Below are 15,957 nucleotides of genomic sequence, written 5' to 3'. Positions count from 1 at the left end.
CATTCCTATAGGCTTTGATGTTGGTAAACTCTTCTTTATGGCTATTTATTTAACTGAACTTGATGACTCTTTTGCCTTCCCTTCTCCCTATGAGGCCCTACACGACCCAAATGGCTTGTTAGCATTTGGGGGCGATCTCAATCCTCAAAGGATCCTAACAGGTTACCATCAAGGAATCTTCCCTTGGTATGGGCCTGGAGAACCAATCTTATGGTGGAGTCCATCTCCGAGAGCGGTTTTTGACACAGCAACTTTCACTCCATCAAAGAGCCTTAAAAAGTTTCAGCGTAAACAACAGTATAAAGTAACGCTAAACAATGCAACCGAGCACGTAATTGAATTGTGCGCTTCTACCCGTCCAGCGGAAGAAACATGGCTCAATCCGGAGATGCAAGCTTCCTATATTGCGCTTGCCAAGCAAGGACACTGCCACTCAGTAGAAGTATGGCACGATGATCAATTGGTCGGGGGGTTGTATGGTATCAGCGTCGGCCAACTTTTCTGTGGTGAGTCGATGTTCAGTCTCAAAGACAACGCTTCTAAAGTTGCATTGTGGTATTTATGCGAACATTTGGCGTCAAACCAAGGCCAATTAATCGATTGTCAGGTGATGAACCCTCACCTGCGATCCCTTGGAGCCTTTGAACTTGAGCGTGACGATTTCGTACAAAAACTACTATCTTTAAGGGATAAGAAAATTAATTTGGAAACGTTCGAACCACAAACTTTGCAAGGCGCTGAATCATGAGCACGGATCTTCAACAAATTCGTATCGGGTTGACCAACAATCACCCATGCAGCTACCTACCGGAGCGCCAAGAGCGCGTTGCAGTGGCGCTAGATCCTGGTTTACACAGCGACCAGAACTACCAAATACTCATGGCCAATGGGTTTCGTCGCAGTGGCGACACGATTTACAAACCTCACTGTGAGCAGTGTAATGCTTGTCAGCCGATAAGGATTGCTGTGCCCGATTTCATCCGTTCTAAAAGCCAAAAGCGTTTATTGAACAAAGCGAAGACCATTCAATGGGAAATGAAATCTGAGCTCGATGATGCATGGTTCGATTTATACAGTCGATATATTTGTAAACGCCACAAAGATGGCACTATGTATCCACCGAAAGAAGATGAGTTCGCAAGATTTGCGCAAACGACTTGGTTGAAGACGGGTTTTCTCCATTTATACACGGATTCTGGGCAATTAATCGCCGTCGCAGTTACCGATATAATGGAGAATTGTTCAAGCGCCTTTTACACCTTCTATGACCCTGATTTTTCCTTATCTCTCGGTACGTTAGCTGTGTTGTATCAGATTGAGTTTTGCCAGCAACAGAACAAACATTGGCTTTATTTGGGCTATCAAATCGATGAATGTCCGGCAATGAACTACAAAACTCGCTTTCAACGACACCAAAGGCTAGTAAATCAGCGTTGGCAAGGGTAGAATACGCCCCAACTTTACATAATTACTGTTTAGCGGCAAAATAAGCGCGCTAATACCGCCTAATTTCTAAAGAGGATTAAATGGCTAAAGAAGACGTAATTGAGATGCAAGGCACTGTGCTTGACACTCTACCAAACACTATGTTCCGCGTTGAACTTGAAAACGGTCACGTTGTGACTGCACATATCTCTGGCAAGATGCGTAAGAACTACATCCGTATCCTTACTGGTGATAAAGTAACTGTAGAGATGACTCCATACGACCTATCTAAAGGCCGCATCGTCTTCCGTGCTCGTTAATCTCTGATTTTCGAATACAATAAAAAACGGAGCTCAAGGCTCCGTTTTTTATTGTCTGTTTTTTTGCTCTCAATACCAAGCTTATTTTTGGGAGTTTCAATACACTCCACAGGCTTGCTCCATTCTTGCAGACACAAAAAAGCGCACACCTAGGCGCACGCTTTTAAAATAGATTTCAACAGAGAATTAGTGAAGTGCTGCTTCTTTCTCGCTTAGGTATTCAAACTTAAGTTCGTCTTTCACAAGCGTTACTCTCACTGTTCCGCCATCTACAAGTGAACCAAACAACAGTTCATTTGCCAAAGGTTTCTTAAGCTGCTCTTGGATAACACGCCCCATAGGACGAGCTCCCATCGCTTTGTCATAGCCTCTATCCGCCAACCAATGGCGAGCGTCTTGAGACACTTCCATTGATACGCCGCGAGCATCCAATTGTACTTGAAGCTCAACAATGAACTTATCAACAACTTGATGAATGACTGTTTCGTCCAGGCTATTGAACCAAATGATATTATCTAGACGGTTACGGAATTCAGGTGTGAACACCTTCTTAATTTCCGCCATCGCGTCATGACTGTGGTCCTGTTGGATCAGACCGATCGATTTCTTCTCAGTTTCAGCTACACCAGCATTGGTTGTCATAACAAGGATCACGTTACGGAAATCCGCTTTGCGACCGTTATTATCTGTTAGCGTACCGTTATCCATGACTTGCAGCAGCAAATTAAAGATATCTGGGTGTGCTTTTTCGATTTCATCAAGCAGAACCACTGAGTGCGGGTGTTTTAGCACCGCATCAGTCAGCAAGCCACCTTGATCGTAACCAACATAACCTGGGGGTGCACCAATCAGACGACTCACAGAATGACGTTCACCATACTCAGACATATCAAAACGAAGAAGCTCAATGCCTAATAGTTTAGAAAGCTGAACCGTCACTTCTGTTTTACCTACCCCAGTTGGACCGGCAAACAAGAATGAACCAACAGGCTTGTTATCAACGCCTAAACCAGCACGAGATAGCTTGATCGCCTCTGACAGTGCGTCAATCGCATTGTCTTGGCCAAAGACCAGCATCTTCATCTTGTCATCAAGGTTCTTCAGAATGTCTTTGTCAGACGACGACACAGATTTCTCTGGAATACGCGCCATCTTCGCAACCATGGATTCGATGTCTGCAACGCCAACCGTCTTCTTACGACGACTCGCCGGCGCTAAACGGCTGCGTGCACCAGCTTCATCAATCACGTCGATCGCTTTATCTGGCAAATGACGTTCATTGATGTATTTTGCCGATAACTCAACCGCTGCACGTAGCGCTTTGTTGGTGTAACGGACTTCATGGTGCGCTTCGTATTTTGGTTTCAAACCAATTAGGATCTTCGTCGTATCGTCCAGCGATGGCTCTACGACATCTATCTTTTGGAAACGGCGAGACAACGCGCGCTCTTTTTCAAAGATGTTGCTGTACTCTTGGTAAGTTGTCGAACCGATACAACGCAGTTTACCGCTACTCAGCAGAGGTTTGATTAGGTTCGCTGCATCAACTTGACCACCAGAAGCTGCACCTGCACCAATGATGGTGTGAATTTCATCAATAAACAGAATCGCGTCTTCTTCTTTCTCAAGCTGCTTCAAGACTGACTTAAAGCGTTTCTCGAAATCACCACGATATTTTGTACCAGCAAGCAAAGAGCCGATATCTAGAGAATAGATAACACTGTTTTGAATCACTTCTGGTACTTGGCCTTCAACAATTCTCCAAGCTAGACCCTCAGCGATTGCTGTTTTACCAACGCCTGCTTCACCAACTAGCAACGGGTTGTTTTTACGTCGGCGACAAAGAACTTGAATAGTACGTTCTAGCTCTTTATCTCGCCCGATGAGTGGATCGATATTACCAGCTTTCGCGACTTGGTTTAGGTTAGTCGCAAAGCTTTCCAATCGTTCTTCTGGATTCGTTTCTTCTGGCGCTTCTGAGCCAAAGGAGTCAGACGAAGATGGGTCTTCATTAGAACCCGAAGCTTTTGTGATGCCGTGGGAAATGAAGTTAACGATGTCTAAACGAGAGATGTCGTTCTTCTTCAATAGATAAGCAGCGTGAGATTCTTGCTCACTAAAGATAGCAACAAGTACATTTGCACCGGTTACTTCACTACGACCAGACGACTGTACATGGAAAACGGCGCGCTGAAGTACACGCTGAAAGCTCAATGTCGGCTGGGTTTCGCGCGTCTCGTCACTTTCTGGGATGAGTGGCGTTGTTTGGTCGATAAAAATATCGAGTTCATTGCGCAAAGCATCAAGATCCGCTTTGCAGGCTAGTAGGGCTTCCTTAGCTGCATCATTCTCCAATAATGCAAGTAGGAGGTGTTCGACAGTCATAAACTCGTGGCGTTTATCACGTGCACGAGCGAATGCACCGTTAAGGCTTGATTCTAGTTCTTTATTTAGCATAAGTACCTCCCGAAAGAACAACTTTGGTTGCTCGAGCAAGTCTTCTTATTACGCTTGCTCCATAGTACATAGTAGCGGATGCTCATTTTCCCTTGAGTACATCGTCACTTGCGCTACTTTTGTCTCAGCAATCTCTGCGCTATATGTGCCACAGATTGCCTTTCCTTCATAGTGGATCTTGAGCATGATTTGCGTTGCTTTATCAATATCATGCGAGAAGAATCGCTCAAGTACCTCTATGACGAAATCCATAGGTGTGTAGTCATCATTGTTTAGAACTACGTTGTACAGCTTAGGTGGCTGAACTTTCGTACTTTCTCGCTCCAGAAGATCAGAGTCTGGAGTCACCCATTCAAAATTTTTACTCATGGCAATTCAAAGATATCGTATCAAAGGGTTGATGTTTTTAACCTATAAAAACAATCTACCATAAGCATGCCATGCGGTGTAGTGAGATGTGGCACCTAATTGGACTTTGATAGATAAAATTTATGTCCTTACATAGAGACTAATGCACCTCTGGCAGGGGCGCAAATAAAAGATTTTTATCCCAACACATGCTTATTTTTGCGGTTGTGTTTACCAAATTTCGACTCACTTCACTTATATTAATTAGTGCTCCGATAAGAAAGAAGATCACATTTAATGGTTGATAATCGGTTATTTATCACGAAAACGTCATTTTTTATTCATTCAGTAGAATCTTCTAATGTAATCAACTTGGTTAGTATGCCTCCCCCCTATATCAACACCTTGCAGTCCTTTTAACTAAAAGCTTACGCATGCGGCAGAAACACTTTGCAAAATTGTTAATCTCAAAAGTGATTTGTTTTCAATAATGTTTCCGATTGTTGCCTTTGACTATTGACTGTCAGAATTCATTGACTACAGTGGAAAGTGTTGATGCATAAATCCTCATTTTGAATTTGTTGGATTTCTAACAATTTGATGAATATGGAAGTGCCCAACTCGACGTGTGTTAGTGAACGCTAGCAATGAGACCAAGCTAAAGGTATGGCTTGGTGTTGTAACAACATCAGTAAAAAATGCATGAGGGATGTAAAAGCATGGCTACAGGTACAGTAAAGTGGTTTAACAATGCCAAAGGATTTGGGTTTATCTGTTCAGATGAAGAGGAAGGAGACATCTTTGCCCACTACTCAACTATCCAAATGGACGGTTATCGTACACTGAAAGCAGGCCAACAAGTCTCATACGAGATTGAAAAAGGTCCAAAGGGCTCACACGCTAGCAGCGTTGTTCCAATAGAAGCCCAAGCCAAATAACTAGAGCGCTGTCGGAAAGACAAAACCATTTGCTCTCATAACACTGGCTTTACCTTCTAGTGTTATGAAGAGAAAAATAAACCCGCCTATGAGCGGGTTTATTACGTTTGTAAAAGCACTAAACTAAGTAACATACAAACGCGCTACCGAAATAGCGCGAAATCAATGCTTACTTGTTAATGATGCCGTTCAACGTCGTACTTGGACGCATTAGTGTTGATGCAAGAGCATCATCTAGCGCGTAGTAACCACCGAGTTCACCTTTTACACCTTGTGCGTTGTTCAACTCAGCAACAATCGCTTCTTCTTGTTCTGCAAGGGCTTTAGCAACTGGTGCGAATTCAGCAGCCAGTTCTGCATCTGCACTTTGTTCCGCCAAAGCTTTCGCCCAATACGTCGCAAGGTAGTAGTGGCTACCGCGGTTATCCAACTCACCCACTTTACGTGACGGTGATTTATTCTCGTCTAGGAATTCACCTGTCGCTTTGTCCAATGCCTCAGCCAGAACCTGAGCTTTCGCATTACCAGCAACTGTACTTAGGTGCTCCAATGATGCAGCTAGAGCAAGGAACTCACCCAGAGAATCCCAACGCAAGTGGTTTTCTTTCTCAACTTGTTGGACGTGTTTTGGCGCAGAGCCACCAGCACCAGTTTCAAATAAACCACCGCCGTTCATTAGTGGAACAATTGATAGCATTTTCGCAGAAGTACCCAGTTCCAAAATCGGGAATAGATCCGTTAAGTAGTCACGAAGCACGTTACCTGTTACAGAAATGGTGTCTAGCCCCTCTTTAATGCGCTCTAGAGAGAATTGACATGCATCGATTGGCGCTAGAACCTTGATCTCTAAACCTGAAGTGTCGTGCTCAGGAAGGTATGCATTCACTTTCTTGATCAGTTCAGCATCGTGTGCACGCGCTTCGTCTAACCAAAACACCGCTGGTACACCTGTTGCACGTGCGCGAGTGACGGCAAGTTTCACCCAATCTTGGATTGGCGCGTCTTTCACCTGACACATACGGAAGATGTCACCTGCTTCGACAGTTTGCTCAAGAAGAACCGCACCAGAAGTGTCGACAACACGTACAGTACCAGCAGCGTCTAGGATAAATGTCTTATCATGTGAGCCGTATTCTTCTGCTTTCTGAGCCATTAGACCCACGTTTGGCACGCTGCCCATTGTAGTTGGGTCAAATGCACCGTGTTCTTTACAGAAATCGATAACCGCTTGGTAGATACCCGCATAGCTACGATCTGGGATCATCGCTTTCGTGTCTTTTTGCTTACCATCTGGTCCCCACATCTGGCCAGAAGCACGAAGCATTGCTGGCATAGAAGCATCAACGATAATGTCACTCGGTACGTGGAGATTAGTAATACCACGATCAGAGTCAACCATCGCAAGCGCTGGTTGAGTCTCGTATACCGCTAAAATAGCTGCTTCAATTTCCGCTTTTTGTTCAGCAGGTAGAGATTCAATCTTAGTATAAACATCACCAAGACCGTTGTTTACATCTACACCTAGTTCTTCAAATAGCTTGCCGTATTTTGCGAAAACGTCTTTGTAGTACACTTTAACTGCATGGCCAAAGATAACTGGGTCCGATACCTTCATCATGGTTGCTTTCATGTGAAGAGACAGAAGGACGTCTTGCTGTTTTGCTTCTGCAATTTCTTTCTCGAAGAACTCAACAAGCGCTTTCTTGTTCATGACTGAACAATCGATCACTTCTTTGTCTTGCAGAGGGAATGCTGATTTAAGTTCTTTTGCCGAACCGTCAGCAGCGACGAATTCAATTTTAACGTCAGTAGCACCAGTAATAGTCGTCGATTTTTCGCTACCGAAGAAGTCATCTCCTGTCATGCTTGATACATGAGATTGAGACTCAGCTGACCATGCACCCATTGAGTGTGGGTTTTTCTTCGCGTAATTCTTAACTGATAATGGAGCACGACGGTCAGAGTTACCTTCACGAAGCACCGGGTTTACCGCACTACCTTTGATTTTGTCGTAAGTCGCTTTAATTGCTTCTTCTTCGTAAGTGGTCGGTTCTTCAGGGTAGTTTGGAAGCGCATACCCTTTCGCTTGCAACTCTTTGATTGCGGCTTTTAGTTGAGGAATTGAAGCCGAAATGTTTGGAAGCTTAATGATGTTCGCTTCCGGTGTTTTCGCTAACTCGCCAAGTTCTGCTAGAGCATCACCAATACGTTGTTCTTCTTTTAAATGCTCTGGGAAGTTAGCGATAATGCGTCCCGCTAGCGAAATATCACGAGTGTCTACGTTGATGCCAGACGATGCGGTAAACGATTGAATGATTGGTAGTAATGAATAGGTTGCTAACGCCGGGGCTTCATCAGTGATTGTATAGATAATTGTAGGTTTTTCTGTAGGCATGAAATTTCCCTATTTTTTACTCAACTTAGCTGAACTTCTCAGCAACTGAGTTCGTTGAATTGACGCATTGCTTAACGTTAGTAGTGCATTCCTCCTCACCAACGCGACATGCGGTTTGCACTCTTTCTTATAGTTTGAAGCTCTATGGCTCTATATCCATGAGTGCACTTGGTGCCAAGCTTACTTTGGTGTCCATTTCCGTTAGAAATGTCTCACTAAAGCAACTTAGCTATATCATTAAACAAATAACACGAAATAGTCTATTATTCTCTGCGCTTTTGTTAGTTTTAGGCGCGCAAATGATAGCCGATAACAAGAAAACATAAAACTTTCAAACACAGTTCATTTACATTTTTGCAAGGTAGTTAACATGTCATCTCGCTCGGGTCATGAAAAAGGTCGCGGTACTCACCAATCGAAAACGAGTCATTTTAAACGCTCTGGAAAAGCAAACAACTCAAATGGACAAGCGAAAAATCGACAAAGTCGCCCTGCCCGCGCTTCAAAAACATCTAAGCCACGCATTGCCTTAGAAGATCGCAAAGTGATCATTTTTAATAAGCCGTATGACACGTTGAGCCAGTTCACTGATGGAGATGGTCGCAAAACGCTAGCCGACTTTATTCCAGTGAAAAATGTGTATGCCGCAGGCCGCTTAGATCGAGACAGCGAAGGATTGATGGTCTTAACAAACGATGGCATTTTGCAAGCGAAGTTGACGCAGCCCCAATCAAAATCACCAAAAACTTACTGGGTACAAGTGGATGGAGCCCCTAAAGAAGAAGACTTGGAGATGCTACGTAAAGGCGTAGAGCTAAAAGATGGCATGACCTTACCAGCAAAAGTAGAAGTGATGCCTGAACCAGAGATCTGGGATAGGACTCCACCTGTCCGATTCCGAGCAAACATTCCAACAACGTGGTTAGCGATTACTATAATTGAAGGTCGAAACCGCCAAATACGACGTATGACCGCACACATTGGCTTCCCAACGCTGCGTTTAGTTCGTTACTCGATGGGCGGTATTGTTCTTGACGATTTAAAGCCAGGAGAGTGGCGAGAAATCAAACTCTCGTTTTAAACATCAAAAGATGCTCACCTCAAAAAATATAAAAAGCAGGTCTACGCCTGCTTTTTTTTAGTTTTTGTCGTCACTAATAACGATTATTGTTGAGCAACCCACTTCATGAATGCCTGACGTTCCTCGTCTGTCATTTCTAGGTAGGCAATCTTCGCTTTTGTTACCGGTGATTTTACTCTTTGCGCGCTTTTACTAGTTGCAGTTGCAGCCGTCGCTGTTTGTAGCTCAGACAATTCGACTCTCTTACCGTTTGCAAAGAAAACGCCATTAGCTTCATTGTATTCCGCTAGTTGCTCATCTAGATTTGAGTAAGGGAACGCACCTTTCTCACCTGGCATTTTATATTGAGAGTAATCAATAGACTTATCGTTGAAACTTACTTTCCAGTCCATTTTATCTTGCTCAAACAGCTTGTCTGCTTGACGTTTTTCTCTAAAAGATGGCGCATCAATATAAAGCTCACCCGCGCCAGAGCTAAAGCCAAGAATATACGGTGCAGAGTAAACTTGAGTACGTTTATCACCGCGCCCAATCGCTTTGTTTACTTTTACAACTACTTGGTTAGAGCCATCAACAAGACCAAACGGCTCACTTAAATCATCCGCACTAACACCATTTACAAATACCACTTGAACGCCTTGAGCAGTAGTTAGGGTTGCTGAAGTATCAGCTCTATTTGTTGTGTCTGCGTTGGCTGTTGTACCAAACAACCCAAGCACAAATGCTACAGTCCAAGCTTTTAGTTTCATATCCTAATAACCTTAAAATTCAATTAATTACATCAAAATAGTTAAATATCGCTTACGATTCATCACAGTTTGAGGAAATCATTGCTGAAAAGCCAATCATTTCTACATCAGTGACTGTAGATAATTGGTAAGAGCATTCAAGTCTCACAAATCTTCATGTACTCACTTGCCCCATGCTTTCAGGTGCCTAAGGAGATACAAGCTTTTAATATAAAAAAGGCCGCAATAAATGCGACCTTTACTATATCTACTTAAGTTCTGAGATTAGAACGTGTAGTAAACACCAGCAACAACTAGGTCAGCTTCAAGTTTCGTAGAAGCATCTTTATTGTCGTTTTCGCTTGCAGTGTATTCGATGAACGTTAGAACGTTACCAGTTACAGCGTAGTCAGCACCAAACGTGTAGTAAGACTGGTCGTGGTCGCCTTCGTACTCAGTGAAACCAAATGAAGTGTAAACGCGAGCTTCGTTCATTTGGTAAGCAGCTACTGCAGACCATGTATCTTGGTCAGCTTTGTTTAGCTCTTCAGCAACGTAGTTAACTGCAGCAGAGAAGTTGTCCATGTTGAAACGAACAGCGGCACCCATTACTTGGTAATCAGTACCAGCAACGTCACGGTTCTCTTGATCTTGGTAAGAAGCACCAACAGTGAATATTTCGTTGATTGCGTATTGTGCAGATAGACCGAATGCAGTATCGATTTTCTCGTTTTGATCTAGGTATGCATCAGCGATAACAGTCAGCTTGTCGAAGCTACCTTTAACTGAAACAGCATGACCAGCACTTTCTTTTGATTTCACGAAATCATCAACGTAACCAAGACCTTCGTTAGTGTTGTCGATAGTGATTGCGTCTAGAGAATCACCAAAGTCACCAACTTCACCTAGAGCCACACCCCAGTTGTCACCGAAGTAAGCACCGAAGTATAGGTCATCTGTGCGTACGCGAGCGTGGTCAGAGCTGCTGTCTTTATCGAAGAACTCACCGTTTTCTAGCTCAAATGAGCCGAATAGAGTTACGTCTTCGTTTAGTTTGTGCTCAGAATCGATTTGAATCTTAGCCCAAAGATCAACGTCTACATCACGTTTAGTTGTAGTTGCGCCGTTTTCCTTGCCTTCTACAGTACTTACGTAAGTATCGATCTCACCTTTAAGGTTGAATGAAGTCGTACCGTTGTCGTAGATGTTGCCTGCTGCTAGTGCAGACGTAGAGATACCTGCTACTGCTAGAGCTAATAGAGTCTTTTTCATATTTAATCCACTGCCTTTTCTTAGTTCGGGATATCCTTGTCCGATTCCCTTTTTTTATATTTTTGAGGTAGCTTGTTATCGAAACGTAACAATGCTTTACCTACAAAATCTGGGCACTAGAGTGCAAAAGATTATTCTGACTGTCAAATTTTCTAAATAGTTTTATCAAAAAACAAAAATAACCTTTAAATACAAAGCCTTGTGCATTTACATTCAAAATATTCGATGAAGTTCTAAACAATGGACTTGATTTTTCTTAATTTAGTAATTCATTAATAATGAATAGAAAACACCTTTCAATTGCCATAAAACAATAAACCCTAGAACAAAACACTACAAAGGTATCATTTTTGAAGTTTTATATTTTTCGACTAATGAAATTATTTTCATTTAGTTTAGGTTCAATATTTTTTTGTGAACAAGATCGATATTTATCATAAAAGCATTCCGTTTTGTGAACTACAGTACAACTAGTGATGTGTGCTACTATGCGCCTCCAACGCATTTGAGGCCCGTATGCTAACCAGTAACATTCAAAAATCGATTCGCACCAGTTACCAAAACTTACAAGCGCAGCTTGATAATTTTGTTCCACGAAGAGCACAAAACTACTTAGTTGCAGAAATTGCGAAAACACTATGCGGGCAATACCACAAGTCAAATCGCATGTTGATTGCAGAAGCTGGTACTGGCATCGGTAAATCACTCTCTTATCTGATGGCAGCGATTCCTGTGGCGGTTTATAACAATCGTAAAGTAGTGATCTCAACAGCCACCGTCGCTCTACAAGAACAGTTGGTGAATAAAGACCTGCCTCTTTTTCGTCGTATCACCGATCGAGAGTTTTCTTTTATTCTTGCAAAAGGCCGACAGCGTTATTGTTGTGCTGAAAAACTCGCGACGGCAAGTGGTGTCGATGGCGGCCAGTTAGCGATGTTTGAAACTAAACCGAAGAAGAAAGATATTGAGCTACTGGAAACCATGTATCGCTCCCTCGCTCAAGGGAAGTGGGATGGCGACCGAGACTCTTGGCCGAAACCAATAGATGATCAGTTATGGCAACTTATTGTCAGTGATAAGCACAGCTGTAACAACAGCTTACCAGCACACCGAGGCTGCCCTTTTCAAAAAGCTCGAGCAGAGTTGGATAAAAATGACGTCATTATCGCCAATCATTCACTCGTAATGGCCGATGCAGATTTGGGTGGTGGAGTGATCCTCCCTGAGCCAGAAAACACAATTTACGTGTTTGACGAAGCTCATCATCTACCTCATGTCGCTCGCGATCACGCTTCTGCGTCAGCCAGTTTAAAAGGTGCAGCTGCTTGGTTAGAAAAGCTCAACCAGTCAATCACCAAATTTTCTTCGTTAACAGATGAAAAACGTGTTGGTCGATTCCGTAATGATCTACAAGAATCCGTACAGGAACTGATTCCTGCGTTGACCCAACTGACTAAACAGTTTGATCCAGCCCAGTTTGAGGAAGGGATATACCGTTTTGAACATGGTGAGCTACCGACTTGGTTGGAAAATCAATCAAAAGATTTAAAACAACTAAGCAAAAAGGCAAACCAAAGCGTCGCAAAGATCGCCGATCTAATAGCTGAGCGCGTTAAAGATGGCGAACTTTCATCAAGATTGGCGGAACCAGCTTTGGCTGAGTTAGGGTTTTACATCCAACGTTTGGAAAACCTAGCTCAAGTCTGGCGTTTAATGGCCGAGCCAAGCCGAGACAAAGGTGCACCTCTTGCGCGCTGGTTAGAAAAACACCCAGATCGTGAAGGCGATTTTATTGTCAGCGTTTCCCCGTTGGAAATTGGATGGCAATTAGACCAACAAATCTGGAGTCGTTGCATCGGCGCCGTATTGGTTTCTGCCACTATGCGAGCACTAAACTCATTTAATTACTTTTGCCATCAAGTGGGCGTTGACGCCAAACCGGACTCAGGAACACAGTTTTTGGCACTAGCGTCTCCTTTCGATTATCAAAATCAAGCCGAACTGCTGATACCAGCAATGAAGTATGAACCGCAGGCACCGCAGTTTACTGAATATCTTATTGAAATTTTGCCTAAGTATTTAGAAGACAATAAAGCGAACTTGGTATTATTCTCCTCTTATTGGCAGATGAACCAAGTTGCTGATGCACTCAATGCTGGTTTCATAAAACGAGGTTGGGCGTTGCAAGTTCAAGGCGAAAGTTCACGAACAGAAATTCTAAAAAAACATAAAAGGCTCATTGATAAGCAGAAAACCAGCATCCTTTTTGGTACAGGCAGCTTTTCTGAAGGCCTTGATTTACCTGGAGAGCTATTGGAAAACCTCATTATCACAAAAATTCCATTTGGGGTCCCTACTTCTCCAGTTGAACAAGCACACTCGGAGTACATCGAGAAAAAGGGTGGTAACCCGTTTATGCAAATCACGGTTCCAGATGCAAGTAAAAAGCTGATCCAAAGCGTTGGTCGATTACTGCGCAAAGAACGAGATTCTGGTAGAGTGACCATCCTCGACAGACGCTTGATAACAAAACGCTACGGACAAGCTCTGATTGATTCGCTTCCTCCGTTTAAACGCAAAATAGAATATTAAAAGAATAACTATTTATGGAAATGATTGAGCCAACCATGCTGTTGGTGTTGGCGCTAGTCGCTTTTGTTGCTGGATTTATCGATGCTGTTGCTGGCGGTGGTGGTATGCTGACTGTTCCCGCGTTACTGTCGTTAGGGCTGCCTCCCCACATCGCATTGGGCACCAATAAGTTAGCTGCCTCTTTTGCCTCTTCGACGGCGGCCTATACTTACTATAAGAAACGTCTTTTTAAGCCCCAGTGCTGGGGCAGAGCGTTTGTTGCCACCCTTGTTGGTGCAACACTAGGAACGCTATTTGTTGATGCAATTAGTACAGAATGGTTAGAGAAAGCGCTGCCGCTGATCATTCTCGCTGCTGCGATGTATACTGTTTTCCATAAACCACCACAGTCGACTCATCAAAGCCCAACTCCCGAACCTTGTCCGATGCTAAATAAAAAGCAGTATATGCAAGGCTTATCGATAGGCTTTTATGATGGTTTAGCGGGGCCAGGAACTGGGGCTTTTTGGACGGTGAGTTCCATGGCCTTATACCGACTCAATATCTTGCTTGCGTCTGGTTTGGCTAAAGCAATGAACTTTACCAGTAACTTTACTTCATTGGTTACATTTGCCGTATTAGGACACATCAACTGGGTACTAGGCTTAACAATGGGCGTCTGTTTAATGGCTGGTGCTTTTGTTGGCGCGCATTCAGCAATCCACTTTGGTGCTAAGTTCATACGTCCGGTCTTTGTTACCGTTGTTAGCGTGCTTGCCATTAAACTCGCTTACGATGCATGGTTTGTAGGATTAACATGAACATCAGCCAGCTTTCAGAACATCTAGAACAAATGTCTAAACAGGCTGCAATGCTTGACCGTCAGCGTGGAGAACACCATGTTCCTTTGTTTGATGAGCGTTTGTTCCACTGCCGCTCTCGGCTACTCGTACCCTGTGTAAAAGAAGCAACAGCAACACTTGATTCGATTGTACGCGAGCAAAAGGAGCAAAAGCTCACGGCATTACGAGCAGAGTACTTAACTGAAAGATTAGTCGCGCAAATTGGCGCAATTCAGCGTGAAATTTCCACCACAAAAATTCGCAAAAACGAAGTAAAACACAGCAGTCACTTTAGAAAGCCAATTAATGTCTTGTATCAAGAACTAGCTCAACACCAAGAGTGGGCTCGTCGATTACGAGAAATGGTGCTGGAGAAAGAGAGAGCTGTTGAGTTTTCCCCAAGCTTTGCTCGTGCTGAAGCGCAGAAAGTACTTTTAGCAACAGAACAACGATTAGAACGATGCGAAGCAGCGCTGCTTAAGCTAGAAAATCAAATCACTCACAGGGAAAAGAACCAGTAATGACTGACCAACCAAAATCTCCGCTCGATGATGCCCCAGAAGAGGTGAAGTTAGCCGTCGATTTGATTTACTTGTTAGAGTCGAATGAAATCGAACCTGAAACTGCATTAAAAGCAATTAAAATCGTACAGAATGACCTAGAGAACAAACTCAGTAACAAATAACTGTTCTTATTTACTTTCGACGTTTCCAGCCTATGCCGCCAATGGTAAAATCAAGCACAAATACGCCCTTCAGAAGGATAGAAAATGAAAGTAATTAGCTTTAACATCAATGGACTTCGTGCTCGTCTGCATCAGCTCCAAGCCATTATCGATAAGCACCAACCTGATGTCATTGGTCTTCAAGAAATCAAAGTGCACGACGAAGCTTTTCCAATCGAAGATGTCGAAGCCATGGGTTATAAAGTTTACTTTCATGGGCAAAAAGCACACTACGGTGTCGCGATGCTATGTAAACAAGAACCAATCAATGTGCAAAAAGGGTTCCCTACCGATAACGAAGAACACCAAAAGCGCATGATCATGGCGACGTTTGAAGATGAGAGTGGTGAAAAGGTCACTGTGTTAAACGGTTACTTCCCTCAAGGCGACAACATCGCTCATGAGACCAAATATCCATACAAACGCCAGTTCTACAAAGATCTGATGACCTACCTAAATGATCACCATACAAATGATGAACAACTGATTGTAATGGGAGACATCAACATCAGTCCGATTGATGCAGATATCGGCATCGGCGAACCGAACCGTAAACGCTGGTTGAAGACTGGTAAATGCTCATTCCAACCGGAAGAACGCGAGTGGTTGAAGACGCTAATGGATTGGGGATTCGAAGATACTTTCCGTAACCTGCACCCAGAAGTGGATGACCGTTTCTCTTGGTTTGATTATCGATCTCGCGGCTTTGACGATAATCGAGGTCTACGTATTGATGTGATTCTTGCGACGCCATCGCTTGCACAAAAATGTGTTGAGTCCGATGTTGATTACGAACTGCGTGGCATCGAGAAACCGTCAGACCATGCTCCTATTTGGTCTACTTTCAAATAGATAG

Annotated in this window: 15 protein-coding genes; 10 read left to right on the top strand and 5 right to left on the bottom strand. The window is 43.4% G+C overall.

The window, feature by feature from the left end; all coding sequences use genetic code 11:
- Nucleotides 1-37 precede the first annotated feature (37 nt).
- The 3 genes from aat (at nt 38) to infA (ending at nt 1,745) form a co-directional block, all read left to right on the top strand.
- On the top strand, nt 38-748 hold the full coding sequence (gene aat / locus L1076_RS11240) for a leucyl/phenylalanyl-tRNA--protein transferase (protein WP_237303619.1): 711 nt from the start codon (nt 38-40) through the stop codon (nt 746-748).
- Complete coding sequence (locus L1076_RS11235; RefSeq protein WP_104038019.1) at nt 745-1,446, top strand: arginyltransferase; 702 nt, start codon at nt 745-747, stop codon at nt 1,444-1,446. The genes aat and L1076_RS11235 overlap by 4 nt, the downstream gene beginning before the upstream one ends.
- An 80-nt stretch (nt 1,447-1,526) precedes the next feature.
- A complete protein-coding gene (infA, locus tag L1076_RS11230) occupies nt 1,527-1,745 on the top strand; it encodes a translation initiation factor IF-1 (RefSeq protein ID WP_001040192.1) in 219 nt (72 codons plus the stop codon).
- Between the two features lie 186 nt (nt 1,746-1,931).
- On the opposite strand, the gene clpA is transcribed toward infA, so the two are convergent.
- Complete coding sequence (gene clpA / locus L1076_RS11225) at nt 1,932-4,202, bottom strand: ATP-dependent Clp protease ATP-binding subunit ClpA (RefSeq protein ID WP_038866743.1); 2,271 nt, start codon at nt 4,200-4,202, stop codon at nt 1,932-1,934.
- Nucleotides 4,203-4,250: 48 nt separating this feature from the next.
- Complete coding sequence (gene clpS, locus L1076_RS11220) at nt 4,251-4,571, bottom strand: ATP-dependent Clp protease adapter ClpS (RefSeq protein ID WP_005427554.1); 321 nt, start codon at nt 4,569-4,571, stop codon at nt 4,251-4,253.
- 698 nt (nt 4,572-5,269) lie between these two features.
- Between clpS and cspD the strand changes: the two genes are divergently transcribed.
- Nucleotides 5,270-5,488 carry a cold shock domain-containing protein CspD gene (cspD, locus tag L1076_RS11215; RefSeq protein ID WP_038866741.1) on the top strand — a complete coding sequence of 73 codons (219 nt, stop codon included), beginning with the start codon at nt 5,270-5,272 and terminating at the stop codon, nt 5,486-5,488.
- A gap of 169 nt (nt 5,489-5,657) precedes the next feature.
- On the opposite strand, the gene L1076_RS11210 is transcribed toward cspD, so the two are convergent.
- Nucleotides 5,658-7,883, bottom strand: a complete 2,226-nt coding sequence (locus tag L1076_RS11210; protein WP_045408837.1) for an NADP-dependent isocitrate dehydrogenase — start codon at nt 7,881-7,883, stop codon at nt 5,658-5,660.
- Nucleotides 7,884-8,253: 370 nt separating this feature from the next.
- Here L1076_RS11210 and L1076_RS11205 point away from each other — a divergent pair, with 370 nt between their 5' ends.
- Nucleotides 8,254-8,964: a pseudouridine synthase gene (locus L1076_RS11205; protein ID WP_237303618.1), complete on the top strand. Its 711-nt coding sequence runs from the start codon at nt 8,254-8,256 to the stop codon at nt 8,962-8,964.
- Between the two features lie 83 nt (nt 8,965-9,047).
- Here L1076_RS11205 and L1076_RS11200 read toward each other — a convergent pair whose 3' ends face one another.
- Both L1076_RS11200 and L1076_RS11195 read right to left on the bottom strand, forming a co-directional pair.
- A complete protein-coding gene (locus tag L1076_RS11200) occupies nt 9,048-9,713 on the bottom strand; it encodes a DUF2057 family protein (RefSeq protein WP_237303617.1) in 666 nt (221 codons plus the stop codon).
- Between the two features lie 264 nt (nt 9,714-9,977).
- On the bottom strand, nt 9,978-10,964 hold the full coding sequence (locus tag L1076_RS11195) for a porin (RefSeq protein ID WP_237303616.1): 987 nt from the start codon (nt 10,962-10,964) through the stop codon (nt 9,978-9,980).
- 516 nt (nt 10,965-11,480) lie between these two features.
- On the opposite strand from L1076_RS11195, the gene dinG reads away from it, so the two are divergent.
- From dinG to xthA, 5 genes are all read left to right on the top strand, one after another.
- Nucleotides 11,481-13,556: an ATP-dependent DNA helicase DinG gene (dinG, locus tag L1076_RS11190; protein WP_038866732.1), complete on the top strand. Its 2,076-nt coding sequence runs from the start codon at nt 11,481-11,483 to the stop codon at nt 13,554-13,556.
- A gap of 14 nt (nt 13,557-13,570) precedes the next feature.
- Nucleotides 13,571-14,356: a TSUP family transporter gene (locus tag L1076_RS11185; RefSeq protein ID WP_038866730.1), complete on the top strand. Its 786-nt coding sequence runs from the start codon at nt 13,571-13,573 to the stop codon at nt 14,354-14,356.
- Nucleotides 14,353-14,898, top strand: coding sequence for a primosomal replication protein (locus L1076_RS11180; RefSeq protein ID WP_038866728.1), 546 nt, complete (start codon nt 14,353-14,355; stop codon nt 14,896-14,898). The genes L1076_RS11185 and L1076_RS11180 overlap by 4 nt, the downstream gene beginning before the upstream one ends.
- Complete coding sequence (rsmS, locus tag L1076_RS11175; protein ID WP_038866726.1) at nt 14,898-15,062, top strand: pleiotropic regulatory protein RsmS; 165 nt, start codon at nt 14,898-14,900, stop codon at nt 15,060-15,062. The genes L1076_RS11180 and rsmS overlap by 1 nt, the downstream gene beginning before the upstream one ends.
- A gap of 84 nt (nt 15,063-15,146) precedes the next feature.
- The gene (xthA, locus tag L1076_RS11170; RefSeq protein ID WP_038875944.1) at nt 15,147-15,953 is read left to right on the top strand and encodes an exodeoxyribonuclease III; all 807 of its coding nucleotides are present in this window, start codon (nt 15,147-15,149) and stop codon (nt 15,951-15,953) included.
- Nucleotides 15,954-15,957 lie beyond the last annotated feature (4 nt).

It is taken from the genome of Vibrio sp. MMG023, from assembly GCF_021654215.1.
Taxonomy (GTDB): domain Bacteria; phylum Pseudomonadota; class Gammaproteobacteria; order Enterobacterales; family Vibrionaceae; genus Vibrio; species Vibrio jasicida.
The sequence above is the reverse complement of the archived record's forward strand: the minus strand, read 5'-3'. Positions and strand labels throughout refer to the sequence as shown.

Bases quoted from the DNA above. Each gene is read 5' to 3' on its own strand.
- dinG (WP_038866732.1), top strand. From the start codon at position 11,481: ATGCTAACCAGTAACATTCAAAAATCGATTCGCACCAGTTACCAAAAC.
- L1076_RS11180 (WP_038866728.1), top strand. From the start codon at position 14,353: ATGAACATCAGCCAGCTTTCAGAACATCTAGAACAAATGTCTAAACAG.
- L1076_RS11200 (WP_237303617.1), bottom strand. From the start codon at position 9,713: ATGAAACTAAAAGCTTGGACTGTAGCATTTGTGCTTGGGTTGTTTGGT.
- L1076_RS11205 (WP_237303618.1), top strand. From the start codon at position 8,254: ATGTCATCTCGCTCGGGTCATGAAAAAGGTCGCGGTACTCACCAATCG.
- L1076_RS11210 (WP_045408837.1), bottom strand. From the start codon at position 7,883: ATGCCTACAGAAAAACCTACAATTATCTATACAATCACTGATGAAGCC.
- infA (WP_001040192.1), top strand. From the start codon at position 1,527: ATGGCTAAAGAAGACGTAATTGAGATGCAAGGCACTGTGCTTGACACT.
- L1076_RS11195 (WP_237303616.1), bottom strand. From the start codon at position 10,964: ATGAAAAAGACTCTATTAGCTCTAGCAGTAGCAGGTATCTCTACGTCT.
- L1076_RS11235 (WP_104038019.1), top strand. From the start codon at position 745: ATGAGCACGGATCTTCAACAAATTCGTATCGGGTTGACCAACAATCAC.
- rsmS (WP_038866726.1), top strand. From the start codon at position 14,898: ATGACTGACCAACCAAAATCTCCGCTCGATGATGCCCCAGAAGAGGTG.
- cspD (WP_038866741.1), top strand. From the start codon at position 5,270: ATGGCTACAGGTACAGTAAAGTGGTTTAACAATGCCAAAGGATTTGGG.
- L1076_RS11185 (WP_038866730.1), top strand. From the start codon at position 13,571: ATGGAAATGATTGAGCCAACCATGCTGTTGGTGTTGGCGCTAGTCGCT.
- xthA (WP_038875944.1), top strand. From the start codon at position 15,147: ATGAAAGTAATTAGCTTTAACATCAATGGACTTCGTGCTCGTCTGCAT.
- aat (WP_237303619.1), top strand. From the start codon at position 38: ATGGCTATTTATTTAACTGAACTTGATGACTCTTTTGCCTTCCCTTCT.
- clpS (WP_005427554.1), bottom strand. From the start codon at position 4,571: ATGAGTAAAAATTTTGAATGGGTGACTCCAGACTCTGATCTTCTGGAG.
- clpA (WP_038866743.1), bottom strand. From the start codon at position 4,202: ATGCTAAATAAAGAACTAGAATCAAGCCTTAACGGTGCATTCGCTCGT.